23 protein-coding genes, 3 tRNA genes and 1 pseudogene are annotated in these 25,187 nt (G+C 62.5%); 2 read left to right on the top strand and 25 right to left on the bottom strand.

The window, feature by feature from the left end:
• From NOV21_RS02115 to NOV21_RS01995, 25 genes and pseudogenes are all read right to left on the bottom strand, one after another.
• A pseudogene (locus tag NOV21_RS02115) lies at positions 1–770 on the bottom strand (hypothetical protein); the annotation flags it as partial.
• Positions 767–3,280, bottom strand: a complete 2,514-nt coding sequence (locus NOV21_RS02110) for a VirB4-like conjugal transfer ATPase, CD1110 family (protein ID WP_283169987.1) — start codon at positions 3,278–3,280, stop codon at positions 767–769. The gene NOV21_RS02110 and the pseudogene NOV21_RS02115, both read right to left, overlap by 4 nt.
• Positions 3,261–3,674 carry a PrgI family protein gene (locus tag NOV21_RS02105; protein WP_283169986.1) on the bottom strand — a complete coding sequence of 138 codons (414 nt, stop codon included), beginning with the start codon at positions 3,672–3,674 and terminating at the stop codon, positions 3,261–3,263. The genes NOV21_RS02110 and NOV21_RS02105 overlap by 20 nt, the downstream gene beginning before the upstream one ends.
• Positions 3,675–3,685: 11 nt before the next feature.
• Positions 3,686–3,901 carry a hypothetical protein gene (locus tag NOV21_RS02100; RefSeq protein WP_006362318.1) on the bottom strand — a complete coding sequence of 72 codons (216 nt, stop codon included), beginning with the start codon at positions 3,899–3,901 and terminating at the stop codon, positions 3,686–3,688.
• A gap of 174 nt (positions 3,902–4,075) precedes the next feature.
• Complete coding sequence (locus NOV21_RS02095; protein ID WP_283169985.1) at positions 4,076–5,914, bottom strand: VirD4-like conjugal transfer protein, CD1115 family; 1,839 nt, start codon at positions 5,912–5,914, stop codon at positions 4,076–4,078.
• Complete coding sequence (locus NOV21_RS02090; protein WP_283169984.1) at positions 5,914–6,540, bottom strand: hypothetical protein; 627 nt, start codon at positions 6,538–6,540, stop codon at positions 5,914–5,916. The genes NOV21_RS02095 and NOV21_RS02090 overlap by 1 nt, the downstream gene beginning before the upstream one ends.
• A gap of 443 nt (positions 6,541–6,983) precedes the next feature.
• Positions 6,984–7,772 (bottom strand): ATP-binding protein, encoded by a 789-nt coding sequence (locus tag NOV21_RS02085; RefSeq protein WP_283169983.1) that lies wholly within the window; start codon positions 7,770–7,772, stop codon positions 6,984–6,986.
• A 1-nt stretch (position 7,773) separates the two neighbouring features.
• Positions 7,774–8,370 carry a helix-turn-helix domain-containing protein gene (locus NOV21_RS02080; protein ID WP_283169982.1) on the bottom strand — a complete coding sequence of 199 codons (597 nt, stop codon included), beginning with the start codon at positions 8,368–8,370 and terminating at the stop codon, positions 7,774–7,776.
• 20 nt (positions 8,371–8,390) lie between these two features.
• Complete coding sequence (locus NOV21_RS02075) at positions 8,391–8,648, bottom strand: helix-turn-helix domain-containing protein (protein ID WP_283169981.1); 258 nt, start codon at positions 8,646–8,648, stop codon at positions 8,391–8,393.
• A 141-nt stretch (positions 8,649–8,789) separates the two neighbouring features.
• Positions 8,790–9,113: a helix-turn-helix domain-containing protein gene (locus tag NOV21_RS02070; RefSeq protein ID WP_283169980.1), complete on the bottom strand. Its 324-nt coding sequence runs from the start codon at positions 9,111–9,113 to the stop codon at positions 8,790–8,792.
• A 587-nt stretch (positions 9,114–9,700) separates the two neighbouring features.
• A tRNA-Met gene (locus NOV21_RS02065) sits at positions 9,701–9,777 on the bottom strand.
• Between the two features lie 275 nt (positions 9,778–10,052).
• Positions 10,053–10,448 carry a GIY-YIG nuclease family protein gene (locus NOV21_RS02060; protein ID WP_283169979.1) on the bottom strand — a complete coding sequence of 132 codons (396 nt, stop codon included), beginning with the start codon at positions 10,446–10,448 and terminating at the stop codon, positions 10,053–10,055.
• An 89-nt stretch (positions 10,449–10,537) separates the two neighbouring features.
• On the bottom strand, positions 10,538–11,431 hold the full coding sequence (locus NOV21_RS02055) for a DegV family protein (RefSeq protein ID WP_283169978.1): 894 nt from the start codon (positions 11,429–11,431) through the stop codon (positions 10,538–10,540).
• 276 nt (positions 11,432–11,707) lie between these two features.
• A complete protein-coding gene (gene clpB / locus NOV21_RS02050; protein WP_283169977.1) occupies positions 11,708–14,350 on the bottom strand; it encodes an ATP-dependent chaperone ClpB in 2,643 nt (880 codons plus the stop codon).
• Positions 14,351–14,393: 43 nt separating this feature from the next.
• Positions 14,394–14,744: a heat shock protein transcriptional repressor HspR gene (locus NOV21_RS02045; protein WP_428978382.1), complete on the bottom strand. Its 351-nt coding sequence runs from the start codon at positions 14,742–14,744 to the stop codon at positions 14,394–14,396.
• 26 nt (positions 14,745–14,770) lie between these two features.
• Positions 14,771–15,721 (bottom strand): DnaJ C-terminal domain-containing protein, encoded by a 951-nt coding sequence (locus NOV21_RS02040; RefSeq protein WP_283169976.1) that lies wholly within the window; start codon positions 15,719–15,721, stop codon positions 14,771–14,773.
• Between the two features lie 137 nt (positions 15,722–15,858).
• A complete protein-coding gene (locus NOV21_RS02035; RefSeq protein ID WP_283169975.1) occupies positions 15,859–16,491 on the bottom strand; it encodes a nucleotide exchange factor GrpE in 633 nt (210 codons plus the stop codon).
• Positions 16,491–18,398: a molecular chaperone DnaK gene (dnaK, locus tag NOV21_RS02030; RefSeq protein WP_283169974.1), complete on the bottom strand. Its 1,908-nt coding sequence runs from the start codon at positions 18,396–18,398 to the stop codon at positions 16,491–16,493. The genes NOV21_RS02035 and dnaK overlap by 1 nt, the downstream gene beginning before the upstream one ends.
• Positions 18,399–18,767: 369 nt before the next feature.
• Complete coding sequence (locus tag NOV21_RS02025) at positions 18,768–18,956, bottom strand: ATP-binding protein (RefSeq protein WP_283169973.1); 189 nt, start codon at positions 18,954–18,956, stop codon at positions 18,768–18,770.
• A 205-nt stretch (positions 18,957–19,161) separates the two neighbouring features.
• Positions 19,162–20,184 carry a hydrogenase expression/formation protein HypE gene (gene hypE / locus NOV21_RS02020; protein WP_283169972.1) on the bottom strand — a complete coding sequence of 341 codons (1,023 nt, stop codon included), beginning with the start codon at positions 20,182–20,184 and terminating at the stop codon, positions 19,162–19,164.
• 50 nt (positions 20,185–20,234) lie between these two features.
• Positions 20,235–20,678 carry a nickel-responsive transcriptional regulator NikR gene (gene nikR, locus NOV21_RS02015; RefSeq protein ID WP_283169994.1) on the bottom strand — a complete coding sequence of 148 codons (444 nt, stop codon included), beginning with the start codon at positions 20,676–20,678 and terminating at the stop codon, positions 20,235–20,237.
• A 16-nt stretch (positions 20,679–20,694) separates the two neighbouring features.
• On the bottom strand, positions 20,695–20,949 hold the full coding sequence (locus NOV21_RS02010; protein ID WP_283169971.1) for a dynein gamma chain protein: 255 nt from the start codon (positions 20,947–20,949) through the stop codon (positions 20,695–20,697).
• A 413-nt stretch (positions 20,950–21,362) separates the two neighbouring features.
• Positions 21,363–23,177: a translational GTPase TypA gene (typA, locus tag NOV21_RS02005; protein ID WP_283169970.1), complete on the bottom strand. Its 1,815-nt coding sequence runs from the start codon at positions 23,175–23,177 to the stop codon at positions 21,363–21,365.
• Positions 23,178–23,195: 18 nt separating this feature from the next.
• The gene (locus tag NOV21_RS02000; protein ID WP_283169969.1) at positions 23,196–23,732 is read right to left on the bottom strand and encodes a J domain-containing protein; all 537 of its coding nucleotides are present in this window, start codon (positions 23,730–23,732) and stop codon (positions 23,196–23,198) included.
• A 101-nt stretch (positions 23,733–23,833) separates the two neighbouring features.
• Positions 23,834–24,277 (bottom strand): bifunctional nuclease family protein, encoded by a 444-nt coding sequence (locus NOV21_RS01995; protein WP_283171750.1) that lies wholly within the window; start codon positions 24,275–24,277, stop codon positions 23,834–23,836.
• A gap of 152 nt (positions 24,278–24,429) precedes the next feature.
• On the opposite strand from NOV21_RS01995, the gene NOV21_RS01990 reads away from it, so the two are divergent.
• A tRNA-Ile gene (locus NOV21_RS01990) sits at positions 24,430–24,506 on the top strand.
• 81 nt (positions 24,507–24,587) lie between these two features.
• A tRNA-Ala gene (locus NOV21_RS01985) sits at positions 24,588–24,663 on the top strand.
• Positions 24,664–25,187 lie beyond the last annotated feature (524 nt).

Raw genomic sequence — 25,187 nt, 5'->3', positions numbered from 1 at the left:
GCGGGATGCCCGTACTCCTCCTGGCACTCCAGCGCCGCCTCCACCATCTCGGAGGTGATGTAGGGAGGAAGGCCGAGGCTGTTGGCCGCCTGGGCCTGCGCCTCGTTGTCCCAAAAGCCGAAGAGCGCGCTCATGGCCTGGCTGGCGGCGAGCGCGAGCACGACCACGAGGACGACCGCCGCGAGCACGCCCGCTATGGGCGCCGCCGCAGACGTCCCGCCCGCGAGCGCCGCCTCGGTTCCCCCGGTGCGCGCGGCCTCCTTGGCTGCCGTGGCCGCCGCCCGCTCGCGCACCCGTGCCTCGGCGTGCGCCCTCGCCTGCGCCTGGGCCTTCCGTCGGGCGGCCTCGGCCTTTGCTTCCTTCGTCGCCTTGGATCCCTTGCGGCTCTTTACTGTGGAACCCGAGTCCGATTCCCTGCGTCCCCTGGCGCCGATCGTCCGCCAGGCTCGCACGGCGTTCTCCGCGCCGTCCCGCGCGTCGCGGGTGCCGTCGGAGTCGTCCGCCTCCTCGGCCTCGTCGAGCGCCGTCTCGACGGCCAGCTGGCTCGCATGGGAGCGGAGCTGCGTCCTGCGGTTCACGGCTGCGGCGGCGCTCTGCTTGGAAGGTGAGTCCTTTCCCTTGCTTGCATGGCCTCCCGCGCCCTCTGTGAGCGCGCGGGTCATGTCCTGCGGGCGCACGTCGCCGGTTTCCGTCGCCTCGGTCCTGCCGACGCGGATGCAGCTCATGCCCTCGGCGGGCACGGTCACGTCCTTTTTCGCGAGGGCGCTCACTTCTTCCCCTCGCGCTCTCTCGCGCGGCGCCGTGCGTTCTCGGCGAAGCCGCTTGCGCGCTTGAGCGCCGCGATCTCCTCGGGCTTGGTGTTGAAGAGGTCGTAGAGCGCCCCCTTCGGGAAGTCGTCCTTTATGGGTATGCGGGCGCCGCCCGCGATGAGCAGCCCCTCGCCGGCCTTGACCGACTCGTCGATGTAGCCGGACTCCTGGGCCGAGAGGTCCATGAGGTCGACCCATGCCTTGCGGTCGACCGGCGACTGCTTGTGCAGCAGGATGAAGTCGGAGTTGAGCACCATGTTGCGGGCTTCCTCGTGGTCGAGCATGTACACGCTGTTCTGCGTGATGCCCGTGCAGATGAGGTTGAACTTGCGGCCCTCGGCCCAGAACTTGCTGAAGTAGCTGATGATGGCGGGGTGCCCGAACAGGCTCTGCACCTCGTCGATGTAGAGCCAGGTGGTCACGCCGCGCTCGAAGTTGTAGTACATGCGGTTGCGCACCGTCTCGAGCACCGCGATGATGCCGAAAGCGCGCATGTTCTCCGAGAGGTCCTTGAAGTCGATGTTGGTTATGCGCCTCTCGAAGGCCACGTTCGAGGGGTGGTTGAAGAACGACAGCGCGCCCTTGACGTAGCGCTCGTAGCGCAGCGCGATGTCGCGCGCCTCGATCTCGGGCTGCTCGAGGAGTATCGCGTGGAAGTCGCCCAGCAGCGGCAGCCGCCCCTCGTCCGCGCAGCATGCGTAGGCGAGCTCGACGCAGCGGCTGATGATGGACTTGTCTGCCTCGGGAAGCCCCTGGGACCCTTCCGCCATGGTCGCGGACGAGAGCGCCAGGAACGCGTCGATCTTGAAGGCCATCTGTGCGGCCGTGGACTGGTGGGCCACGTCGGAGAGGTCGAAGGGGTTGAGGTGCGTGCCGGAATCCGGTGCGAAGCGTATAGACTCGCCGCCGCTGCCGGTGACGACGGGCGAGTATTCTCCCGCCGGGTCGAGGATGATGACCTCGTCCTCCGGGTACGCCAGTATCGTGTTCTCTATCTCGCGTTTGACGGAGAACGACTTGCCGCTTCCAGGCTTGCCCGCGACGAAGCCCATGGGGCTCGCGAGCCGCTTGCGGTTGCAGAGCACCAGGTTGCTCGACTGCTTGTTCTGCCCGTAGTAGCCGCCGCCCCCCTGTGCGAGCTCCTGGGTGGCGAACGGCATCTGGATGGCGACCTGCGCGGTCGTCATCATGCGGGACACCTCGACGTGGTTATGCCCCAGCGGCAGGACCGAGTTCATTCCCTGCCGCTGTCGGTAGTCGAGAGTCCCTATCTCTATCGAGTTGCGCCGACCGGTCGACACGATTTGGAGCACCTGGTCGTCGAGCTCCCTGCGGGTCTCCGCCCAGGTGAACACGAGCCCGGTGTAGACGAAGAGCCTCTGGTTCTTGTTCTGCAGGTGGTCGAGCAGGTCCTCGGCCTCCTCCTTGGAGTACTTGAGCTCGCTCGGCAGGATCTGGAAGTCGTAGCCCTTCTTCACGGCGCTCATCTGCTCGTCGATGATCTCCTTGTCCATCCACGCCAGGCGCTTCTTGACGAAGGCGACGGCCTTCGCCTTGTCGATCGCCTGGACGTGCAATGTGACGTTGAGGGGCATCGGCAGGTCGATGACGTCCGCCAGGCACCTGTCGGTGAGCTCGCTTCCGAACCTCGTGAAGGCGAGCACCTGGCACCAGGCTCCCTCGGAGCGGTAGCACGTGCCCGAGCCCTCGGGCTTGAAATCGAGCGATGTCGGGCAGACGGAGTCCTTCGAACGAAGCCCCGACCTCGCCCCGATCTGGTCCCACGAGAACGTGAAGGGCTTTCCCGGGCGCAGCACCGAGTTGATGGCGCTCAGGCGCTCCTCGCCGTCGAGGACGCGTGCGCTGCTGCGGATCTTGTTGAGCGTCTGGATGGCGTCGGTGCGCATGCGCGCGAGCTTGGGCACCGCCGCGTCGACGTCCTTGGCCCCTGTCGCGAACGTGAGGTAGCGTTCGCGCACGAGGTTCGACACGCCCTCGCGCATCTTGTCGTTGAGGATCCTGTTGTATTCCCGCGCGTATTCCGCCGTGTCCCCGTCCGATACGGGGAAGAACTGCTTGCGGCCGATCTCGGAGGCGGGTATCGGGGTGTTGACGACGGAGAGCTGCACGCAGCTCTCGGCGCCGAAGTAGTCGAAGAGCTGGCAGTAGGCGGAGAAGATCGCCTGCTGGTTCTCCTCGCGGGCGCTCTGGTAGCTGATGTCGTCGAAGGCTATGGTCTGGCTGAAGAGGCCCTCCTCGACCTGGCAGATGCCGTCCCTGTACATCGCGTCGAAGCCTATCGCGTTGTAGACGTCCTTCGCCGCCGCGCGGCGCCGCCTGCGCGACTCGTTGAGAGTCGACAGCTCCTTCTCCTGCTCCCTCACCCTCCGGTCGAGCGACGCCCGCGCCGGTCTCCTTGCGGGCCGCTTCTCTTCGCCGTCGGCCTGCTTGCTACGCCTTGCTCGGCTCATGGAGCTCCGCCCCCTTCCGCTTGGCCTTCCTGCGCGATCTGCGGTCGGGTTTCTGCGCCAGGGTCTCGAGCAGGCCCTTCGCCTCGGTCGTGAAGCCCGTCGAATAGGCGAGCTTGCCGTCGCCGAAGGCGTGCCCGAGGTAGAGGGGTACGAACTTCTCGGCGGTAAGCCCCTTCGGCCGCCAGAAGCCGGCCAGCCAGAACGGCATGGAGCACGCCATGACGGGCAGGGTCGCGTCTGCGACGGGGATGCCGAATCCGAAGTAGACGACCGCCGCCGCGCCGACCGCGGCGGCGAGGCCGCCGGAAGTGCAGGCGAGCGTGCGGGCCGAGAGCTTGCCCACGACCTTCTCGGTGTACTCGCCGATGTCCTTGTGCACTGATACGCTGAGCATCCTCGACCCCCTTACGCCGGGAGCCAGGATGTGTCGAGCATCCCGAAGTACACGGCCGCCGCCACGATGATCGCGCCGCCGGCGATGGTGGAGATGGCGCTGGCTATCTGAGCGCCGCCCTGCTGCTCGCGGATCGCGAGGCCGAGCGAGACGGCGCCCCATACGATGAGGAAGCCGCCGAGGAATGTTACGCACCCCGATACGAGGCTGATGATGTTGGAAAGCATTTTTCGCTTGTCTCCTTTGCATCTTCGGGCGGAATGGGTGTGGAAGGCCCGCCCTTGCTGGTAGAATCTTATCCGGAGCCCCCTCGGGGCGCTCCTTTGCATCTGGGACGGCAGCCCCCGGGAGGGTGGAAGCTCCCGTCGGCCTAGGCGCCTTGCGTGGCCGTCCCGTTCATCTCATTTCCCCTTGTTCGTTCCCGGCTTGTACGGCTCGCAGATCGCGCCCGCGTGCCCGGGGTGCACCTCCTTCCACTTCGGATGCCTCTCGATGTCGTACTTGGCGTCGCGCAGCGGGTCGGTGCCCGCTATGAGAACGATCGCCTCGTCGCGGGGCATCTTGCCGACCTCCGCGGCCTGGATGAGGTCGCGCTCGACCACGTTCCAGTTGCGCGTCGACGAGCTCATGGTCCCGCGGCTCTCGTTGAACGTGAGGATCGAGACCGTCTCCTTTCCGACCATCTCGGATATGTCCCGGTTGGTCTCGTTGGATTTCCCGCCCAGGAACAGCGTGGTGTCGCAGCAGTCGATGATGGTCTGGGCGGTCTCGTCGCTGTAGTTCGCCTGCAGCTGCGCCACCGACTGCAGCACGATCGAGATCGACATGTTGCGGCTGCGCACGACGGCGGCCATCGACTCGATGTCGGGGATCTTCCCGATGTTGGCGAACTCGTCGAAGAGGAAGGTGACGGGCGTTGGCAGGCTCCCCCCGTGCTCGGCGAATGCCTTGTCGCAAAGTATGTTCATCGTCTGCCACATCATGATCGCGAGCAAAAACGAGTAGGTCTTTCGCGTGTCGGACATGATCGCGAACACGGCGATCCTCCTATCCTCGTCGCCGAGGCAGTCGAGCTCCATCTCGTCGCGGGAGAGGACCTCCCTGACCTGCGGGATGGCGGCTGGCTCGAGGCGCGTGTTGCAGCTGATGAGGATCGACTTCAGGGTCTTACCCGCTGCGTCCTTGAACATCTTGTAGTGGAGGAGGCTGAAGTCCTTGTCGACGTCGACGGGCTCGCCGACCTTCACCCAGCTCCAGCCGGATTGCGCCCCTCCGTAGGCCCCCTTGCCGCCGTAGTCGTAGGGGTCCGGGGCCTCGCCGGTCCGGACGTACTTCCTTCCCGTCCTCACCCTCTCGAAGAGCAGGTCGAGCGGGCTCATGTAGTCCTCGTCGCCCTCCTTGGCCTTCGCCAGCGAGAGCAGGGTCACGAGCCCAGAGAACGACCTGTCCTCCTCTGGGCAGTGGTACACGAGGTAGCCGATGAGCGCGACGTAGAGCAGCCGCTCCGCCTTCTCCCAGAACGGGTCGCCTGCGTGCTCCTTGTCGCCGGTGGTGTTTCCTATGAAGCATTCGGCGAACTCGAGGATGTCGGTCTCGTCGCGCAGGTAGGCGAAGGGGTTGTAGTGCGCGGAATGGGCGAAGTCTATGGTGTCGAAGACCTTCACGTCGTAGCCGTTGTGCTCGAGCATCCACCCGAGGTTGACGACGGTCGTTCCCTTGGGGTCGGTGACGAAGTAGCTCGCGTTCATCTGCATGATGTTGGGCTCTATGTAGCCGCGCGTCTTCCCCGCGCCAGAGCCGCCTATGACGAGCACGTTGCGGTTCCTGTCGTATTTGCGCGAATGGCGTGCGCGCGACATCGCCATGCCGTAGTGCTTCGTGAGGATGATGTTGTTGGAGGCGCTGCGGGGGTCCATGAACTTCCGCCCTTGCCGCCTCGTGCCCCACTTGGCGCTTCCGTGCTCCTCGCCGGAGCGGAAGTTTCCCTCTCGGATGAGGCTGTAAGCCCATGCGATCCACACGGCGCAGGCTGCGACGACGCCCGCTGCGAGCGGCCCCGCCTGCATCGAGAGGGCGTTTCCGGATGCGAGCCATCCGGGCAGCGCCTCGAGCGCCGCGGTGAGGTTCTCCACCGGCTGGCCGGGCATCGAGAGAAGGCATCCGGCGTAGGCGTCCGCGGCGGCGAACGCCGCGGCGGACAGGGCTATGGTGACCGACAGTTTCGGAAGTGATGTCCTCATCACTTGCCCCTGACCTCCTGGAACCTGGGTTCGCGCTCATGCACCTTGGCGCCGCGCTCGTTCTCCAGCTGCTCCGAGGCCTCCTTCGCTTCGCGCGCCCGCTTCTCGAGCGGCTCCTTGTCGGGGTCTTCCTTGGCACGGTCGTGGGCGGGGGTCGCGCCCTCGCGGTCCCTTTCCGCGGTACGCTCGCCGCTCTCGCGGGAGATTTCCGCTGCGGCGGCATCGGCCTGCGAGCCGATCTCCTCGAGCAGCTCGTCTATGCAGCTGTACAGCCTGGGGGCGTCCTCGGTCCTGAAGAGCAGGTAGCTGGTGCCGGTCCCGGGGTCCCCGACGAAGGCGTACCCGACGCCCGCGTCGTCCATGCGCTCCGATAGCGCTCGGCGGGCGCCTGCGGCGTCGGGCAGGGCGTCGATCTCTGCCATGTCGAGCTTTGCCCAGCGGGGCGTCTTCCCGGTTTCGGGATTTGCCTCGTCGGCTTGCTCTGCTCCGCTTCGCATGTTGCGCAGGGCTCTCGACAGCTTGCCGGCGGCGTCGCGCATCGCTTTCTCGCCCGCGTCTTGCCCTATCCTCAGCAGCCAGTTGTACAGCTCGCCGCCCGCGTCGTCGCCGAAATCGCTTGCCATCATCCGCCTCCTCGCTCCGGTGGGACGTTTTGTCCCACCTCCACCTTCCGCGGTGTCCTTGTTGAATCGATGGGACAAGATGTCCCGGCCTTCTCTCCGACGACCGAACCGGGCTCGAAGCCGCCAGCCGTTTGGCGGGCGCCGCGCCCCTTTCGGACGCGGTGCCCAGTTTGAGACGGCGCGGTGCGCTTGCGGCGCGTCCTGTGGGATTTGGAGGGCGCGCTCCTCTGCATCTGGCAGCCGGCGGGGTGAAGGTGGAAGACCGGCTGCTTTCACGTTGGCGCGCGAGGTGCGTGTTTTGCCTGGGCGCGCTGGCGCACCGCCGGCTTCGCCGATGGCGCGTCTCGACGCCTTTATAGATGATGTGCGGGAGGGTGTGAAGGCACCGGAAGTGCGTTACGGTTCCCTGCGTTTCCCCTCGTTCATTTGCCACCTGGACTACACATTCACCTGCGCCGACGGTCGCCCCCTGCCAGGTGGACGTCGTGGCACATCTGCCCGAGGCGCGACACGATGGCGCGTGCGCTCTCGCGCTCGCCGCGGCGGGCGATCCTCTTCTCGAGGGTCGCGAGGTCGTATTGGGATGTGACGATGAGCGGTCGCATCGCCTCGTACCTGTGGTTGATGATCTGGAAGAGCGTCGACACCGACCACGACGACCCGGACTCCTTCCCGAGGTCGTCCAGGATCAGCACGTCGCACTTGCTGTATCGCTGCACGGCGACCGCCGTCGAGTCCTCGTTGCCGTAGGTGTCCTGTATGCTCCCGAGCATCTCGATGGCCGTCGTGAGCACGACGTTGTAGCCCGCTGTTATGAAAACGCGGGCGAGCGCGTTTGCAAGGTATGTCTTTCCCGTACCGACATCGCCGTGGATGTAGAGCCCGCGTCCCTCGTCGGACCCGAACCGCTCGACGTACGCCTGCGTTTCCGCGGTGTCGACCTTCGCGTCGATGTAGCGCTTCTTGACTCCGGCACGGACGAGCTTCGACTTGCGCTCCCGTTCCTTGGCCGCTTCCTCGCGGGCTTCGGCGGCTTTCTCCGCGCGCATCTCGCCTTCGCAACCGCAGCGTTCTCTCGAAACCCAGGCGACGCGGCCGTTCAGGATGACCCCTCTCGCCTCGAGCCTCCGGCCGCACCAGGGGCACTCGTCATCGCCCTTCGGGGCGTTGAGACCCCGCTGCTTTGCCTCTTCCGGCGTTATGTAGCTGAATTCCTCGTCGATATCGTCGGGCATATCAAAGGTCCTCTCCTATGAACTCCCTGTTCTCTGACTTTCTTATCGGGTGAACATCGCGCAGGGGTTGGCATGAGGAATCTTCAGGGGGCGCAGCCGCTCCGCATGCGTTTTCTTCATGGGGAGTTGCGCCGCCGCATGAGATTTCTTCATGCCGGCCCAAGCCCCCTGAAGGATTCTCAGGTGCAGGCCCTTCAGGGGCGTTCCGCTTCGCGCCGTGGGCATCGTCGGTGGCAGGGTTCTCGGTCTCCCGCATGGCATGCGTCCGCTCGTCCGTCTGGTCTTCGACCTCGACGGCGGACGTCTGCGCGATGCGGTACACCTTGGTGCTTCGACCTACCCCGAGCTCGTGGATCCCTACTTCGCGGATCAAGCCCCTGTCGACGAGCTCCTTGATTGATTGGAATACAGTTCTCTCGGATATGCCTAGGAACTCGGCGGTTTTGGGCTTGCTCTCGTAGAAATCCCGCTTGCTCTTCTCGCAGAACCCGTACACCCTCGCGTAGACGAGGAGGGTCGCGCCCTTCAGGCCGAGTTCCTTTATCATGAAGCGATGCACCACGACGAACTCGTCTTTCGAGCCGTCGCTTGCCATCATGGTCTTCCTTCGGTCGGCGCCTAATCCAGGCCGTCCTCCTGCAGGTAGAGGAAGTTCCGGTCGTACCAGTCGATGAGCTCGTCGCGCTGGATGAGAAAATTCCTCTTCCTGCCTTCGAAACGCCTGATCGGCAACGGATCCACCTCCCTTTCCGCCATCGCGTAGACGCGACCTCTGCTCCAGTGCAGGAGCGCTGCGACCTCCCTCACGTTGTAGAAGTCCTTCAGGAGGACGAGCGTCCCGTTCTCGTGTTCCATGCTGCGATTATCTGCCGCCATTGCCGCCTCGTTTCCGGAGCGTCGCAAGGGCCGCGCGGGCATGGGCACGAGCGTCGGGCACGGTGCCGCCGGGCATGTCGAATGCTACGCCTTCCGCGGCTTTCGCGTCTGCCCGCCTCGGGCCGGCCGGGGCGGTTCGCCTCATAGCGCGCCGTCCCCGTCTTCGCAGGCGGAGAGCGGTTCCTGCGCGCGCTGCAGGTACTCCTCGAGCGCCCTGCGGTTCACGCGGATCGTCTTGGCGCCTAGCTTCACGGCGGGAATCTCGCCGGCGTGGATGAGCTTGTAGATGGACGTGTTGGAGATCTGCAGGTAGAGCTGTACGCTCCTCACGTCGAGCCACACGTCCGAGCCGTCGCCGGGCATGTTCAGAAGCTCCATGCGCTGCGCGTCGCCTGGGCCTGTGGGCAGGTAGACGCCGGCGTCGTCGGCGAGGGGCGCGAACCCTGAGGTCGCACCGAAGGGCATGTAGGGGTTCGGTATCTAGCTCGCGCCGTAGGGCGCGACCGTCTTCTGTTGCATCGATATACCTCCTTGTGGTTGCGTTCCGACGCCCCGCGATGAGCGGTTGCGGAGACGTCGCTTCGATGACAAGGGGTTTTACAGGCTGAGGTGAATGGCGGCAAGTCGCGGAAAACGCGGATAGTCCGCTAGGGTTCTCTACGTCCATTAGCCATCCAATTCACATACACGGGGGCGGCGAGCGGAGCGGTTGCACTCCTTCTCGGTCGACCCGGGAAGGGGCTCAAGCGCGGGGAAATCGCCCGGTTTTCGCGCTTTCGAAGGTGTTTTGACGCGACGCGGGTTGGTTTTTCGATTCCCCCCGCTGGTACCGCGATACCCCCAGATTTCCCCATGACCTCGAGAAGATTCCCCCCGAATTCCCCCGCGAGGTTATCCCTGGAAAGAATAAAAGGGGCCTGGAAACCGCGATTTCGACGGCTCCCAGACCCCTCTCGTAAGGCCCGAAAACGGGCTGCGGGGTAAACTTTTTCGGTTGAAAAATTCCCCCGCATAAAAAAATTGACCTGCATTTCAGCAGGTCAATCGTTTTTTGGTCGCGGGAGGAGGATTCGAACCTCCGACCTTCGGGTTATGAGCCCGACGAGCTACCAGACTGCTCCACCCCGCACTATGAGGCGCCTTTCGAATAGGCAGAGCAATAGACTACTCCCTTGCATATCATTGTACAAGGGAGACTTCATGTTTCACAAACAGCACATTTCAACGTCGTTGCAACGTCGCTGTAAGATCGCAGAACGTTTGATTCGGGCAATTGGCAATTCCGTTGCACTGACCTCGAGGAATAAACCGCCCCCGAGTGTTGCGGTTATTTTGAGGAGTTACCGGCGTCATTGCATCACTGCGACCGAGGACAGACGGGGGTGCAGACCCGGGGCAGCGCCATCATCCCCGATCGCGAGAAATCGCCTCGTTCCACAGGAAATTGCACTCTTCCTCCGACGCCGGCTCGAACACGCGAAACGTTCCTGGAGCGCCCTTCTTCGCAGCCGCCTCGTCGAATTTGGGGAAGGCGACCGCATCGGCGCGTTCGGGATGTTCCACCAGCGCGAGCTTTTGCGCGCGCCTCAACTGTTTGATCCGGTATTCCGACGTGCTCGCCGCCATCCGGTCGGGCGCCTTCCAGAGCGCTTCCAGCGCGATCACCTTGCGCATGCGCGTGTACTTCGCGCCCGGTGCCGCTTGCGACCGATGCTCGGCCATGCGACGCGCCACATCGGTGGTGATGCCCGTGTACAGCGATGCGTCCTCGCACCGGACGATATAGACGTAATACCCCATGGGCGAATTATAGGCTCAACGAATCGAATCCGCATTTTCGCATTTCGCATTCCACGAGCTTGGTTCGCACCGGCTTCCGGAAGCCCCGCCTACGCGAAATTCTGAACCACGATGCCGATGAGGCCGGGCCCGGTATGCACCACCAGCGCTGGGCTCAAATCAAGCCCGTCGATATATTCGGTCGCATCGGGAAACTCGTCGGGCAGGCTGTTGAACAGCGGACGGTAATCTTCCTCCGCCGCCCCTTGGGCCATGACCACACGGAATTTCGCATCGGGCACCACAGCCTTCTTCGCAAGGTCGAATGCCTTCTTCAGCGCTTTCCTCCTACCGTGCGCCTTGCCGCACACCGCATAATAGCCGTTCGTGTCGCACGTGATTATGGGGCACAAGTTCAACATGGTGCCCAACTGGTACACGGTCGAATTGATGCGCCCGCCCTTGTGCAGATATTCCAACCCGTTGGGAATGATGAATATTCGCGTCGCGGGAACGATATCGCGGCAAATCTCAACGATGTCCGCGAAGAGGAGGCCGCGCTCCATCAGCTCGGCGGCGTACATGGCGTTGATTCCCGCTCCGATGCCGATATTGAGCGTGTCGATGACCGCGCACGTGAGCTGCGGATAATCAACCGCGACCGCCTCCATCACCGCTGCCGTGCTTGAAAGCGCGCTGCTCATGTTCACGCAGATGGCGTGCGTGTAACCTGCGGCAACCACTTTTTCGAACATATCGTGCACATGCGCGGGCGTTGGCGTGCTGGTCTTTGGAATCTCATCCGGGAACCGCGCGTACACTTCCGCCGGCGTGATGTCCACCCGGTCGAGATAGCTGCGATCGGGATAATTGAGCATAACCGGTATAACGAAGAAGGGGTACTTCTCGAGGTACGAAGGCAGAACGTCGCAACACGAATCGACGATGATGGCGATCCGTTCGCCAGCGCTGTTGGCGGGAGGCAGCGGGGCTTCCGTTGGCATGGCTTCTCTTTCCCTGGGAATGTCCGTCTCCATAAAGTAATTCTCCGATGCCCCCAGGTCAACACATCCGCTGATATTATCCAGATGAACGCCCTAAAGGTGGGAGCTCAACCCGGCAAGCAGCGCGTGAGACGGCGGCCCACGCATAGGCTCTGCATCGAAAAACTCGGGCAATGGAGCACCCGGGGCCTCGAGGGCAGTGCATCGCGTGGAGCCGCCATCCCGAAAAAACGCGGAACGCCTCTCGTCCTCCCAGCGGGAAGACGGCCGCACCTGTTAGCCTTCCAGCAGGGGCACCTTGTCCTTCGGATTCTCGACCGTGCATTCGTACCCGAGCCGATCGTCCACGTCCACGACCACGGTTGCCCCCTCCATAACGTTCCCGCGTACCATCTCATTGGCGATGCGGTCGACGATCTCGCGCTGGATCAGGCGCTTCAGCGGGCGAGCGCCGAACACGGGGTCGTAGCCATCCAAGCTGAGATGCTGCACGGCGGCGGGTCCCACCACCAGCCTGATACGTCGGTCGGCCAGGCGGTTGCGCACGTCGTTCAGCTGCAGCTCGACGATCGGCTCGATATCGTCCAGCGACAAGCTCTTGAACACCACGATGTCGTCGATGCGGTTCAGGAATTCCGGCTTGAACGTGCTGCGCAGCGCCCCGTCGATCGCCTGCTGCATCTGCTTCTCGTTGCCGTTCTCGGCGAACTCGCGGATATACTGGCTTCCGACGTTGCTGGTCATGATGACGATCGAGTTCTTGAACGACACCACTCGTCCTTGTCCGTCGGTCAAACGGCCGTCGTCGAGCACCTGCAGCAGGATGTTGAAGACATCCGGATGCGCCTTCTCGATCTCGTCGAGCAGAATCACGCTGTAGGGGCGGCGCCGCACCGCTTCGGTCAGCTGCCCGCCCTCGTCGTAGCCCACGTACCCCGGGGGCGCACCGATCAGACGCTGCACGCTGAATTTCTCCATGTACTCTGACATGTCGATGCGCACCATCGCCTTTTCGGTGTCGAACAGGTACTCGGCGAGCGCCTTCGCAAGCTCCGTCTTGCCCACGCCGGTGGGGCCCAGGAACAAGAAGCTGCCGATGGGGCGATCGGGGTCGGAAAGGCCTGCGCGGTTTCGGCGTATGGCGCCGGCGACCGCGTTCACCGCCTCGTCCTGCCCCACGACGCGCTCGTGCAGCTTGGCCTCCAAGTCAACGAGCTTCGCCATCTCGCCCTGCATCATCTTGGAGACGGGGATGCCGGTCCATGCGCTGACCACGTCTGCCACTTCCTCTTCGCCCACGACCTCCTTCAGGATGGCGCCCTCCTGCTCTTTCTTCGAGACCTCGGTTTCCGCAGCCTCCAATTGGCGCTTCAGCTCCGGGATGCGCGCGTAGCGGATTTCGGATGCCCGAGACAGGTCGCCTTCGCGCGTCGCGCGATCCTCCTCGGATTGCGCGGCATCGATCTGGGCTTTCAGCTCCTGGACGCGAACGATGACATCCTTCTCGTTGAGCCATTCCGCATTCAGGGCATCGAGTTTTTCCTTTGCTTCCGCCATCTGCTGGCGCAACTCCACGAGGCGCTCCTGGCTGGCGGGATCGTCCTCCTTCATCAGCGCCTGCTCTTCGATCTGCATCTGCGTGTACTTGCGGTCGGCACGGTCGATGTCCTCGGGCTTGCTGTCGATTTCGATGCGCAGGCGGCTAGCGGCCTCGTCCATCAAATCGATCGCCTTGTCGGGCAGGAACCGGTCGCTGATATAGCGGTTCGAGAGCTCGGCGGCGGCAACCAGGGCGCTATCGGTGATATGCACGCCGTGGTGGATCTCGTATTTCTCCTTCAGGCCGCGGAGGATGGCGATGGTGTCCTCCACCGACGGCTCGCCCACGACCACCGGCTGGAAGCGCCGCGCCAGGGCCGCGTCCTTTTCGATGTACTTGCGGTATTCGTCAAGCGTGGTGGCCCCGATGGCATGCAGCTCGCCGCGGGCAAGAGCCGGCTTGAGCATGTTGCCGGCATCCAGGCTGCTGTCGCCGGATGCGCCCGCGCCGACGATGGTGTGGAGCTCGTCGATGAACAGGATGATCTGCCCGTTCGAGTCCTTCACCTCGCGCAGGACCGCTTTCAAGCGGTCTTCGAATTCGCCACGATATTTCGCTCCGGCCATCATCGACCCCAGGTCAAGAGCGATGATGTCGCGGTCCTTCAAACTGCTGGGAACGTCGCCCTGCACGATGCGCTGGGCCAGGCCCTCGACGATCGCCGTCTTGCCGACGCCGGGCTCGCCGATGAGGACGGGATTGTTCTTCGTGCGGCGACTGAGCACCTGCACGGTATGGCGAATCTCCTCCGAACGGCCGATGACCGGATCGAGTTTGCCCTCGCGCGCTTGCTGCGTCAGGTTCTGCCCGTACTTTTCCAACGCCTCGAATTGGGCTTTCTCGGTCTGATCGGTCACGCGCGTATCCCCGCGCAGGTCGTCGTAGGCCTCTTCGATGTTCTTCCGCGTGACACCCGCGGCGGACAAGAGCTTGCCCGCGTCGCCGTTGTCGCTGGCGAGCGCAATGAGCAGATGCTCGCTGGTGGCATAGCTGTCACCCATCTTCTCGGCCGCCTTGACCGCGTTGTCGAGCACGTTCATCAGCTGCATGCTGGGCGCGCCGCTGATGCCCATGATGCCCCCGCCGCTCACCTTCGGGAGCGAGGCAACCTTCTCATCGACATTGCGGCGCAGCTGACCCGCATCGGCGCCGATACGCTTCACGATAGCGCTCAGGTTGTTCTCCTGCGAATCAAGCAGTGCCTTGAGCAGGTGGATCGGCTCGGCTTGGGCAGCCTGCGCATCGCTGGCGATGGAGAGCGCGTTCTGCAGCGCCTCCTGCGCCGTGATGGCCAACTTCTGCAAATTTCCCATATTCATATCTGCTACCTCCTTCGAGACGGCGGGATTCCCGACCCGCTGCCTACGGAAGCCGACGGAGAGCGGTTCCGGTTGACATAACCAAGCTCGTCACCGACTCTCGCGTTTCCAATTCATGCACGCGATCCGCCAGGCGCCGCACTTTCTTGTGCAGCATGTCGATGTCGGAATCGCGCTCTTCCAAACGGCCCTTCAGGTCGAGGATGCGGATGACGCCCGCAAGGTTGATCCCCTCGCCCGTCAGCTCGTTTATCAACTCGAGCCGCTCGATGTCGGTCTGAGAGTACATGCGCGTATTGCCGCTGGTGCGCTGCGGCGTGACCAGCCCCTTCTGCTCGTACGAGCGAAGGGTCTGCGGATGGACGCCCGCCAGCTTCGCCGCCACGGAAATCATGTACAGCGGTTCATCTCTGTCGCTTGCTACCACGATCTCACCTTCTTATCGCTTGCAGCGCGGAACGCCTCGAGAGCCTGGCGCTGCCTGTCGTTGACCTCTTTGGGGATCCGGACCTGGGCGGTGACGAGCAGGTCGCCCGTGCCCGTGCGTTTCACCTTGGGGGCACCCGCCCCGCGCACCTTCAGCACGGCCCCGTCCTGCGTGCCGGCGGGCACCTTCAGGCGCACGCGCGAGCCGTTGGGAGCGGGGATCTCGACGTTGGCACCCAGTACCGCCTCGTCGAGGGAGAGGGGAAGGTCCATCAACACGTCGGCACCATTGCGCGCATACAGCTTGTGAGGCTTGATGTGCGTGGTGATGAGCAGATCGCCCGCCGCGCCGCCGTTGGTTCCCGGCTCGCCCTTGCCCGTGTAGCGAACGCGCCCGTTGTCAACCGCGCCGGCCGGTACATTGCAGTCGAACGTTTCCGGGCCTGTGGTGCCCGGCACGCGCACGGTCACGCGCTTGGTCGCACCGCGGAATGCCTCGTCGAAGGTCACGTCGAGCGTCACGTTGACGTCGCGGCCCTTCTGGGGGCGCGGCTGTGCCGCCTGGCCGCCCATTCCACCCATTCCGGCGAAAATATCGCTCATATCCCAACTGCCGCCGAAGGCGCCTTCGCCCTTGCGGATGCTATCCAGGATGTCCGCCCAGGATCCGAAGCCCGAGCCGCCCATATTCACATTGAAACCTTGTCCGCCCCAACCGTTGGGGATGCGGTTGGCATCCGCGGTGCCGTACTGGTCGTACAGCTTGCGCTTCTTCTCGTCGCCCAGCACCTCGTAGGCTTCGTTGATCTTCTTGAATTCCTCCTCGTCGCCTCCGGCATCGGGGTGCGCCGTGCGCGCCTTCTTCCGGTATGCCTTCTTCACCTCGTCGGTCGTGGCGTCGCGTGAAACGCCCAGCGTCTTGTAGTAGTCGGGGATACCAGCCATAACGTTTCACCTCTCTTGATTGTCGCACGTGCCGCCCCACGCAACAGGATGGCACGGCTTCGCTTTCTTCACCGAACAGGCGGGCCCGAGCGCTTCTGCGCCAGCCCGCCTGCCACACATCTCTCTTGCAGCGAAGGTTAATCCCCGTCCGTCTCCGGCTTCTCGCGCTTCGGCCCGCCGACCGCAACGGTCACCATGGCCGAACGGATTACCTTGATGCCCATCTTGTAGCCCTTCTGATAGACCTCTTCGACCGTCTCATCGGGCACATCGGCATTCTCCACCGTCGCCACCGCCCGGGCTTCCAGCGCGTTGAATTCCTCGCCCACCGGATCGATGACCTCGACTCCATGCTTCAGCAGGGCATCCACGAACTTGGCGTGGACCTTCTGCACGCCTTCGAGCAGGCCCTCCTCGCCGTTCTTCTCGGCGAAGTCGACGCTGCGCTCGAAGTCATCGAGCACGGGGATCAAATCCTCGACCAGCTTCTCGGTCGCGCGCTTTTTCTCTTCGGCGCGCTGCTCATTCGTACGGCGGCGGTAGGTATCCCACTCCGCATGCAAGCGCATGAACTTGTCCTGCCAATCGGCTGCCTCGGCACAGGCTTTGGCGACTTGATCCTCCGGGGCGGCATCTTCGGTTGCCTCGTCCGCGGCAGTATCGGCCGCTGCGGGCTCATCCTCAAGGGAAGAAGTTTGGGGATCAACCTCTTCAGCGGCAGGAGTGCGCTCGGTCGCCTCTTCGGTTTTTTCCTTGGCTTCTTCGGTCATTACTTATCACCCTTGGAATCGTCATCGACGACTTCGTAGTCGGCCTCGATGGGACCGTCGCTGCTCTGCTGGGGAGCCTGCTGGGCACCTGCGTCGGGAGACGCTTGCTGCTGGCTGTACACGATCTCGCTCAGCTTGTAGCCGGCTTGCTGCAGCCCCTCCATCGCGCTCTTGACGGCCTCGATATCCGTTCCGGCAAGCGCATCCTTCGCCTGCTGCAGCGCGGATTCGACGGTGCTCTTGGTGTCGGCCGGCACCTTGTCGCCCAGATCGCGCAGGGTCTGCTCGGTCGCGTTAACCAAGCTGTCGCAGTTATTGCGCGCCTCGACCTCTTCCTTGCGCTTCGCGTCTTCCTCGGCATGGCTCTCGGCATCCTTCACCATGCGGTCCACTTCGTCATCGGACAGCGCCGTGCTGCCGCTGATGGTGATCTGCTGCTGCTTGCCCGTACCCAGGTCCTTCGCGGACACGTTCACGATGCCGTTGGCGTCGATGTCGAAGGTGACCTCGATCTGCGGGATGCCGCGGCGGGCTGCCGGGATGCCGGACAATTGGAACTTGCCCAGCGTCTTGTTGTCGGCCGCCATCTCGCGCTCACCCTGCAGGACGTGGATCTCAACGCTGGTCTGGTTGTCGGCAGCGGTGGAGTAGATCTCGGTCTTGCGCGTGGGGATCGTGGTGTTTCGGTCGATCATCTTCGTCATGACGCCGCCCATGGTCTCGACGCCCAAGGACAGCGGCGTGACGTCAAGCAGGAGGATGCCTTCCACATCGCCCGCCAGCACGCCGCCCTGGACGGCCGCGCCCATGGCGACGACCTCGTCGGGGTTCACGGACATGTTGGGCTGCTTGCCGGTGATGGTCTTCACCAAATCCTGCACGGCGGGCATACGGCTGGAGCCGCCCACCAGCAGAACCTCGTTGACTTCGCCCACGGAAAGGCCGGCATCGGAAAGAGCGCGTTGGACCGGCTGCTTGCAGCGCTCCAACAGGTCGCGGGTGATGCGTTCGAATTCGGCGCGGGTAAGCGTGTAGTCCAGGTGCTTCGGACCGCTGGCATCCGCCGTGATGAAGGGCAGGTTGATGTTGGTCTGCGTGGTGCTGGAAAGCTCAATTTTCGCCTTTTCGGCAGCTTCCTTCAACCGCTGCAGGGCCATTTTGTCGCTGCGCAGGTCGATACCGTTGTCCGTCTTGAACTTGTCGGCGAGCCAGTCGATGACGCGCTGATCCCAGTCATCGCCGCCTAGGTGGTTGTCGCCGGAAGTGGAGCAGACCTCGAACACGCCATCGCCCAGTTCCAGAACGGACACATCGAACGTGCCACCGCCCAGGTCGAACACCAGTACCTTCTCGTCCTTGCTCGTCTTGTCCAGTCCGTAGGCGAGCGCGGCCGCCGTCGGCTCGTTGATGATGCGCATGACCTCCAAGCCGGCGATTTTGCCAGCATCTTTGGTCGCCTGGCGCTGCGCGTCATTGAAGTACGCGGGCACGGTGATGACAGCCTGGGTGATCGTGCCGCCTACCTGCTTTTCCGCGTCGCTCTTGAGCTTCTGCAGCACCATGGCGGAAATCTCCTCGGGCATGTAGTCCTTGCCGTCGATATCGACGACCGCACGCCCATCCTTGCCGTTCTTCAGCTTGTAGGATACGGTCTTCTGCTCGCTGGTGGTCTCGCCGAAGCTGCGGCCGATGAAGCGCTTTATGGACGAGACGGTGTTCTCGGGGTTGGTGACTGCCTGGTTCTTGGCCGCCTTGCCGACCACGCGCTCGCCGTCCTTGCGGAAGCCGACAACCGAAGGGGTCGTGCGGTCGCCCTCCGCGTTGACCAATATTTCGGGCTCGGTGCCCTCCATGACGGCCATCGCCGAATTGGTGGTGCCCAAGTCGATGCCGATAATTTTTGCCATGTCCTTATATCCTTTCAGTTGCCTGCTAGGTCCGTAGTGGTTTTTCACTAGTTCGCACTATAAAATCTGAGTCATATCGTGTCAAATTTCCTTCGGAGCTTGACACCATCTTGTCATTTTCCCGAAAGCTTGCGGGGAACTGGGCAGGTCATGGCCTCCGAGAAGCGGAGAGAGCCGAGCATCCGGGGGCAGAACGCATCCCCTCTATCGAAAAGAGAGCGGTTGAGAAAAACCCAAGCGTGAAGATGTGGCGAAGGGGTCCGGGCTCCAGGAAAGAAGCACCCGCCAGAAGGCGCTCTTGCAGGCGCACAAGGAAAGGGCCTCGGCGTTGATCCCGAGGCCCTTGCGACACGCTTATGATATGCAATGCTAGTCTTCCACGATCTCCTGAATCGCGCCCATGGGACATTCCTCCAGGCAGTTGCCGCATGCAATGCAGCTTTCCTCGTTCACGACCTCGGCGACGCCGGCAGGCACATCGAGTACGCCTTGCGGGCAAGCATCCACGCAGATGCCGCAACCTACGCAATCATCAGTGCTAATAACGGGATGTGACATGTTGACCTCCTATATAGGTATGGCGGGTAGCTTGGCTTGCTTCTCCACTAACCGCTTGTGCGGTTGCAAGATAACATTACCAGCCAGCATTGCAAGGGCTATTTGGGAACAATTCGGTAATGCACGACGAAACAGAAGGGGTGCCTCGCGAAGGCGAAGCACCCGTGGTGTTTGGTATTTCAACTTGGCGGAGTCGGAAGGCTCGTTAGCAGATGCGCGGGAGCTGCTCGCCCACCAGCATATCTAGGATGCGCACGCTCCCGAAATTCGTGCGGATGCTCACGCGGGTACCGCGCGAGGGATCGCTTTCTACAACGTCCCCGATCACCGCGGCATCGGAACCGTACTTATTTGCCCGCATGGCGGCAAGTGCGGCATCGGCTTGGGCAGCCGGAACCACCGCCACCATCTTGCCTTCGTTGGCAACCTGAAAAACATCGTAGCCGAGCATCTCGCAGGCGCCGCGGACAGCACCCTTCACCGGAACCGCATCCTCTTCGACGATCATATCGACCCCGCTCTGCTCGGCAAGCTCATTCAAGGTGCTTGCCAAGCCGCCGCGCGTGGGATCGCGGAAGCAGCGGGTGCCGGGCGCCGCCGAAAGGACTTCTTCTATCAGCTGGTTCAAAGGCGCGGCATCGCTTTGCAGGTCCGCCTGGAAGCTCAACTGCTCTCGGCAGCTCATGATCGTGATGCCGTGGTCGCCCAGGGTGCCCGAAACCAGAACCTTGTCGCCTGGCTCGATGTATTGCCCGCCCAAACGGCGGCCGGCCGGGATGAACCCCACGCCGCTCGTGTTGATGTACACCCCGTCGCCATGTCCTCGGTTCACCACCTTGGTGTCGCCGGTCACGATCTCGACGCCCGCTTCGGCGGCGACTTGCCGCATACTCTCCACGATGCGCTTGAGGTCTTCCATGGGGAAGCCCTCTTCCAATATGAAGCTGCTGGACAGGTATTTTGGCACCGCCCCACTGGTCGCGACGTCGTTCACCGTGCCGCAGACCGCCAAATGCCCGATGTCGCCGCCGGGGAAGAAATGCGGCGTTACCACGAAACTGTCAGAAGAATACGCGATGCGCTCACCTGGAGCGGAAGAGGGAAGGTCCGCCGCATCGTTTCCGGTGGCGAGGTCATCGTTCCCGTAGCCCGCGAAGAATACCTCGTCGATGATGCGGCGCATCATGCTGCCGCCGCTGCCATGCCCGAGCAGAACCTTGTCGTCCACGGTGCTTCCTTTCAAAAGCGCGGCGGCGTCGATGCTCCGCCGCAATCGCCTTATCTCACGTACACGCGTCCCGCGGTGGTCTCGATCGCCGCTCCGGGGTCGGTGCTGGTGAGCACCAGTTTGCCGTTGTGCACGCCCTTCGTGCCCAGAATCACGTTCGCGATCCTCTGGACCTCGGAGGTCTCGCCACGCATGATGATCACCTCCAAGCACGTATGCGCGTCGATGTGCACATGCGTGGATGAGATGATGTCATCGAAATGGTCGTGCTGGATCATATCAAGCTTCTCGCGCACATCATGCTCGTGGTGGTTGAACACGATGGTCAGCGTGCCCATCACCTCGGCTCCCGGACTGTCGCAATCCTCCTCGATGAGCGCTTCGCGCACCAGGTCGCGCACGACCTCGCTGCGGTTCTTCGCCAGGCCACGGCGCGCGACCAGCTGATCGAACCGCATGAGAAGGTCCTCCGGCATCGCCACGGAGAACCGCATCAGATCGCTCGACACACTACACCAGGTTCACGGTCACGCCGCTGCTGCTCTCGGCATCCTCTTCCAGCGCGTCCTTCGCGTCGGTGATGAGCGCGCGAGCGTCATCCAGAAGTTCCTGGATCTGATGGAGCTTCTCATCGGTCTGGGCGAAGCCGGCGTTGCCTGCGGTGTGGGCGAGCTTGTGAACCCATCGGCGCTCGAGAGCGATCTGGTCATCGATTTGCTCGAGCATCATGGAAAATTGTCCGGTATTGACGCCGTTCGTGCACATGGTGAGTGTCCTTTCACACGGGATTGCATTCCACTTGCGATACTATACCTAATCAAGGCCCGTGTTACGAACTATTTCGTATGTGTGCAGAAACCCCGATGACCGCCACAACGAACATAAGCACCAACGCAGGGAACGCGCGCTCTGATACCAACTTCCGGCATGATATTTAGAATGATTCGACGTGACCATCATTGGCCACACGCGTCGCGCACGACACCTGGACTTTGCGCGGTGGAAGAAGCATGCAGAAGGATGCGCCCGGGCTTGCTGAAAGTTTTCGCAACGGAAAAAAGCAACCGGTTCCTTGTTGAAGATGACCGGCTGCGCTTCGGCAGACACCGGGAGCAACGCTTTCGAACGGCGAAGGATCCGATGATGATGGTTTTTCAGGAGGCTGCCGGCGGCGCGGGTTACTTGTTCTTAGCAGCCTTCTTGCGGGCGGTCGTGTCGAGGATGCGCTTGCGCAAGCGGATGTTCTTCGGCGTCACTTCCACCAACTCGTCGTCTTCGATGTACTCAAGCGCCTCCTCCAGGGTGAACTTGATCGGCGGAGTCAGCTGAATCGCTTTATCGGCGCCGCTGGACCGCTGGTTACCCAGGTTCTTGGTCTTGCTCACGTTCACCACCATGTCGCCCTCTTTGGCGCTTTCCCCGACGATCATGCCCTCGTAGCACTCGTCGCCGGGGCTCACGAACAGGCGCCCGCGCTGTTGCAGGGTATCGAGCGCGTAGGCGACCGCTTTGTCGGTGGACATGGAGATCATGCCGCCGTTCTTGCGTCCGGCAAATTCGCCGCGGTACGGGCCATACTCCAAGAACCGGTGGAACATATTCGCCTCGCCGCGGCTGACGTTGAGCAACTTGGTGCGCAAGCCCATCGTGCCGCGCGTGGGGATGCGGAACACCAGGTGGGTCGTCTCTCCCTTGGTGGCCATGTCCGTCATCTCGCCGCCGGCGGTGCCGAAGACCTCGATGCATTTGCCAGCGTATTCGCTGGGAGTCTCCACCGTGGCCTCTTCGATGGGCTCGGTCTTGTTGCCGGCCTCGTCGGTCTTGATGATCACGCGGGGGCGCCCCACCTGCATCTCGAAGCCCTCGCGGCGCATGGTCTCGATCAGCACGGAGATCTGCAGGATGCCGCGCCCGGCGACCTCCACGCCGCTCTTGTCCTCCAAGGGGGCGATATGCATTGCCACGTTGCTTTCGGATTCGGCGGCGAGGCGCTCGTTCAGCTGGCGAGCGCCCACGATGTCGCCGTCTTGACCGACCAGCGGGCTGTCATTCGCTTGGAACACGACGGCCATGGTGGGCTCGTCGATCTTGATCGGGTCCATCTCGACAGGCGAATCGATGCTGGTGACCATATCCCCGATGTCGGCATCCTCCACGCCCACGACGGCGATGATATCGCCCGCATGCGCCTCCTCGACCTCGGTCTTTCCCAGCTTGTCGAATGTGAGCACCTGCTTGAGAACCGTGTTGTATCGCGTCCCATCGGCTTTGATGACCAGAACCGATTCCTTTTTATGCAGCGTGCCGGAATACAGGCGGCCGACCCCGATGCGTCCGACGAAACTGCTGTGGTCGACCGTGCAGATCTGCAGGGCGACGGGACCGTCGGGCTCGCAGTCGGGTGCGGGGACTTCCTTCAATATGGTGTCGAGCAACGGCAGCATATCCATATTGCCGTCATCGGCCTCGTAGCGTGCGAACCCGTTCACCGCGCTCGCATAGATCACGGGGAAATCGAGCTGCTCGTCGTTGGCCTCCAGCTCGACCATCAAATCGAAGACCTCGTCGAGCACCTCGTCGGGGCGGGCGCCGGGGCGGTCGATCTTGTTGATCACCACGACGATGCGCAAACCCAGATCAAGCGCATGTCGCAGCACGAACCGAGTCTGGGGCATGGGCCCTTCGAACGCATCGACAATCAGCAGAGCACCGTCGGCCATGTTCAGAACGCGCTCGACCTCGCCACCGAAATCGGCATGGCCCGGGGTGTCGATGACGTTGATTTTCGTTCCGTTGTAGCTGATGGAGATGTTCTTCGACAGGATGGTGATGCCGCGCTCGCGCTCCTGGTCGTTGCTGTCGAGCACACGCTCGCCCACGTCCTGATTCACACGGAAAACGTTGGTTGCCTTCATCAACTGGTCCACCAACGTCGTCTTTCCATGATCGACATGTGCGATGATGGCGACGTTGCGGATGTGTTCCTGCTTCATCGGTTCGGATCCTTCCGATTATTCCATCTCTTCCAGCTCCGCTAGAAGCTGCTTCTTCTCTTTAGTCAAATGGTTGAGCTGCTTCGTGAGCGCCTCGATGCTCCGGTGGGCGGTATACGCGTCGAATCCGCCCCAAAAGGCGACGGCCCCGGCGATGCCGGCGAGCCAAACGATGCGACGGGCGAGCAGAGCGACGAACAAGCCTCCCGCCAACATACCCAAACCGGTCTTGCGGCGGTCGATGAAGGAATCGCGTTGCTCTTGCAGCTGCACGCGGGCCGCGGCGATTCCGGCGAGCCGGGCATGCACCTCCTGCACCCGGCCGTAAACGGCTCGGGTTTTCGCCGAAGATGGGGCGGCCCTGCCCTTCGAGAGGAGATCGTATGCCTCCTGCAGGTTCTTGAACTGCTCGGTCGCACGCTCCTGCAGCTTCTTGTTGCCCGCAAAGCGGTCGGGATGCAGGATTTGCGCGGTCTCGCGGTAGGCGATCTTGATGTCATCGGCCGTGGCTTCCTCGCCCAAGCCAAGCGCCCGCAACGCTTCCGCCCTATCCATAGCACCCCTCTCGATCGCGCACTGATCCGCCGCGGCAACCGTGTGCGGGCGCTCTTCCCGTGGGATCTCACCACCGCATGCTGAATTGCCACCGGGGAATGCTACTGCACAAAATCGTCTGGGGTGAGCCCTTCAATGAAAGAATGGAATTCCTCAATTTCAGCTTCGTCATCTTCCTCGTTTTTCACGATATAGGGGAAAGACGCGCGTCCGAGGACATCTTCCGACATCAGCACATTCGCCCCTTCTCGGATGGCGAGGGAGACGGCATCGCTGGGTCGGGCATCGAGGGCGATCATGCGCGATCCTTGGCTGAGATAGAGCTTAGCGAAGAACGTGATACCCTTCTGATCGACGATTTCCGCATGGTCGACGGAAGCGTCGAGGTTGGTGATGGCATCGAGAAAGAGATCGTGGGTCATCGGCCGATTGAAGCGGGCTTCTTCCAAGGCGGCCCCCAATTGACGCGCTTCCGCGGGGCCGATCCAAATCGGAACCACGCGGCACGATCTCTTCTCTCCGTAATCCTCAACCGGGCACAACATGAGCACCGAAGGGTGAGGAGGATTCGTGACCACCAACGTTTTGACGCACATGGGAACCATGTCCCACTTCCTTTCGTGAATTTTCTTCATACTATCAGAAAGCCCTTGCTGTATCATAGGAAGCGAGTTAAAGTAGCGAAGCGCGATTTCGCGGGCCCGTAGCTCAGTTGGTTAGAGCGCACGCCTGATAAGCGTGAGGTCGCTGGTTCAAATCCATTCGGGCCCACCATTTTATCGATAAACGCTCCACCGTGAGCCGAGTTTGCCGGTGGAGCGTTTATTAATATCGAAGGGTCGGCGCGAACATAACGGGGCATTAGCTCAGCTGGGAGAGCGCGGGCTTTGCAAGCCTGAGGTCAGGGGTTCGAGCCCCCTATGCTCCACCAATAACACCAGGTCAGCGCTTTGTCGCTGGCCTTTTTGCTGGTCTGACCAACATGGGAACCTACATTTGACCACATTGTAGCAACGTGGACCGTCGAAAACGAGCGGAATTTTCGGCTCTGGAACCCCTCTGGCGGTCCCAGAGTTTTCAACACCCGGCATAGCGGTTCCAGTAGTCCGCCCTGCCGGTTCCAAACCCCCTTGCTGGAACCTCTGTGCCGGTTCCTTATAACTATATATAACTATCAATAACTAAAATAACTGGCACTTCGGACGCGCCTCTCCGAACGAGGATATGGGAGGGAAACTCTCAAAAATAGGAGGCTGCCTACCATTTCTAGGAGGCTCCCTCCTATTTTCGACACAAGGGCCCTCCCCTCTGCTATTTTTCGCGCCGTGGAAACCCAGGAACGACTGGAGCGTCATCGAGAAGAAGAAAAGCTTGAGAGAAGCGGGGCCGTAAGGCCGTCCAGCTTCAAATCGAGGCCCTGGAGGGCAAGAGCGTGCGAACCGACCGTTTCGGCAT

The sequence above is a fragment of the Curtanaerobium respiraculi genome (assembly GCF_024609215.1).
GTDB lineage: Bacteria > Actinomycetota > Coriobacteriia > Coriobacteriales > Eggerthellaceae > Curtanaerobium > Curtanaerobium respiraculi.
Note: the sequence above shows the minus strand (reverse complement) of the source record. Positions and strands in the feature narration are given on the sequence as shown.

Coding starts and splice junctions, on each gene's coding strand:
- NOV21_RS02110 (WP_283169987.1), bottom strand. CDS start 3,280: ATGAGCCGAGCAAGGCGTAGCAAGCAGGCCGACGGCGAAGAGAAGCGG.
- NOV21_RS02105 (WP_283169986.1), bottom strand. CDS start 3,674: ATGCTCAGCGTATCAGTGCACAAGGACATCGGCGAGTACACCGAGAAG.
- NOV21_RS02100 (WP_006362318.1), bottom strand. CDS start 3,901: ATGCTTTCCAACATCATCAGCCTCGTATCGGGGTGCGTAACATTCCTC.
- NOV21_RS02095 (WP_283169985.1), bottom strand. CDS start 5,914: ATGAGGACATCACTTCCGAAACTGTCGGTCACCATAGCCCTGTCCGCC.
- NOV21_RS02090 (WP_283169984.1), bottom strand. CDS start 6,540: ATGATGGCAAGCGATTTCGGCGACGACGCGGGCGGCGAGCTGTACAAC.
- NOV21_RS02085 (WP_283169983.1), bottom strand. CDS start 7,772: ATGCCCGACGATATCGACGAGGAATTCAGCTACATAACGCCGGAAGAG.
- NOV21_RS02080 (WP_283169982.1), bottom strand. CDS start 8,370: ATGATGGCAAGCGACGGCTCGAAAGACGAGTTCGTCGTGGTGCATCGC.
- NOV21_RS02075 (WP_283169981.1), bottom strand. CDS start 8,648: ATGGCGGCAGATAATCGCAGCATGGAACACGAGAACGGGACGCTCGTC.
- NOV21_RS02070 (WP_283169980.1), bottom strand. CDS start 9,113: ATGCCCTTCGGTGCGACCTCAGGGTTCGCGCCCCTCGCCGACGACGCC.
- NOV21_RS02060 (WP_283169979.1), bottom strand. CDS start 10,448: ATGGGGTATTACGTCTATATCGTCCGGTGCGAGGACGCATCGCTGTAC.
- NOV21_RS02055 (WP_283169978.1), bottom strand. CDS start 11,431: ATGCCAACGGAAGCCCCGCTGCCTCCCGCCAACAGCGCTGGCGAACGG.
- clpB (WP_283169977.1), bottom strand. CDS start 14,350: ATGAATATGGGAAATTTGCAGAAGTTGGCCATCACGGCGCAGGAGGCG.
- NOV21_RS02045 (WP_428978382.1), bottom strand. CDS start 14,744: ATGATTTCCGTGGCGGCGAAGCTGGCGGGCGTCCATCCGCAGACCCTT.
- NOV21_RS02040 (WP_283169976.1), bottom strand. CDS start 15,721: ATGGCTGGTATCCCCGACTACTACAAGACGCTGGGCGTTTCACGCGAC.
- NOV21_RS02035 (WP_283169975.1), bottom strand. CDS start 16,491: ATGACCGAAGAAGCCAAGGAAAAAACCGAAGAGGCGACCGAGCGCACT.
- dnaK (WP_283169974.1), bottom strand. CDS start 18,398: ATGGCAAAAATTATCGGCATCGACTTGGGCACCACCAATTCGGCGATG.
- NOV21_RS02025 (WP_283169973.1), bottom strand. CDS start 18,956: ATGTCACATCCCGTTATTAGCACTGATGATTGCGTAGGTTGCGGCATC.
- nikR (WP_283169994.1), bottom strand. CDS start 20,678: ATGCGGTTCTCCGTGGCGATGCCGGAGGACCTTCTCATGCGGTTCGAT.
- NOV21_RS02010 (WP_283169971.1), bottom strand. CDS start 20,949: ATGTGCACGAACGGCGTCAATACCGGACAATTTTCCATGATGCTCGAG.
- typA (WP_283169970.1), bottom strand. CDS start 23,177: ATGAAGCAGGAACACATCCGCAACGTCGCCATCATCGCACATGTCGAT.
- NOV21_RS02000 (WP_283169969.1), bottom strand. CDS start 23,732: ATGGATAGGGCGGAAGCGTTGCGGGCGCTTGGCTTGGGCGAGGAAGCC.
- NOV21_RS01995 (WP_283171750.1), bottom strand. CDS start 24,277: ATGTTGTGCCCGGTTGAGGATTACGGAGAGAAGAGATCGTGCCGCGTG.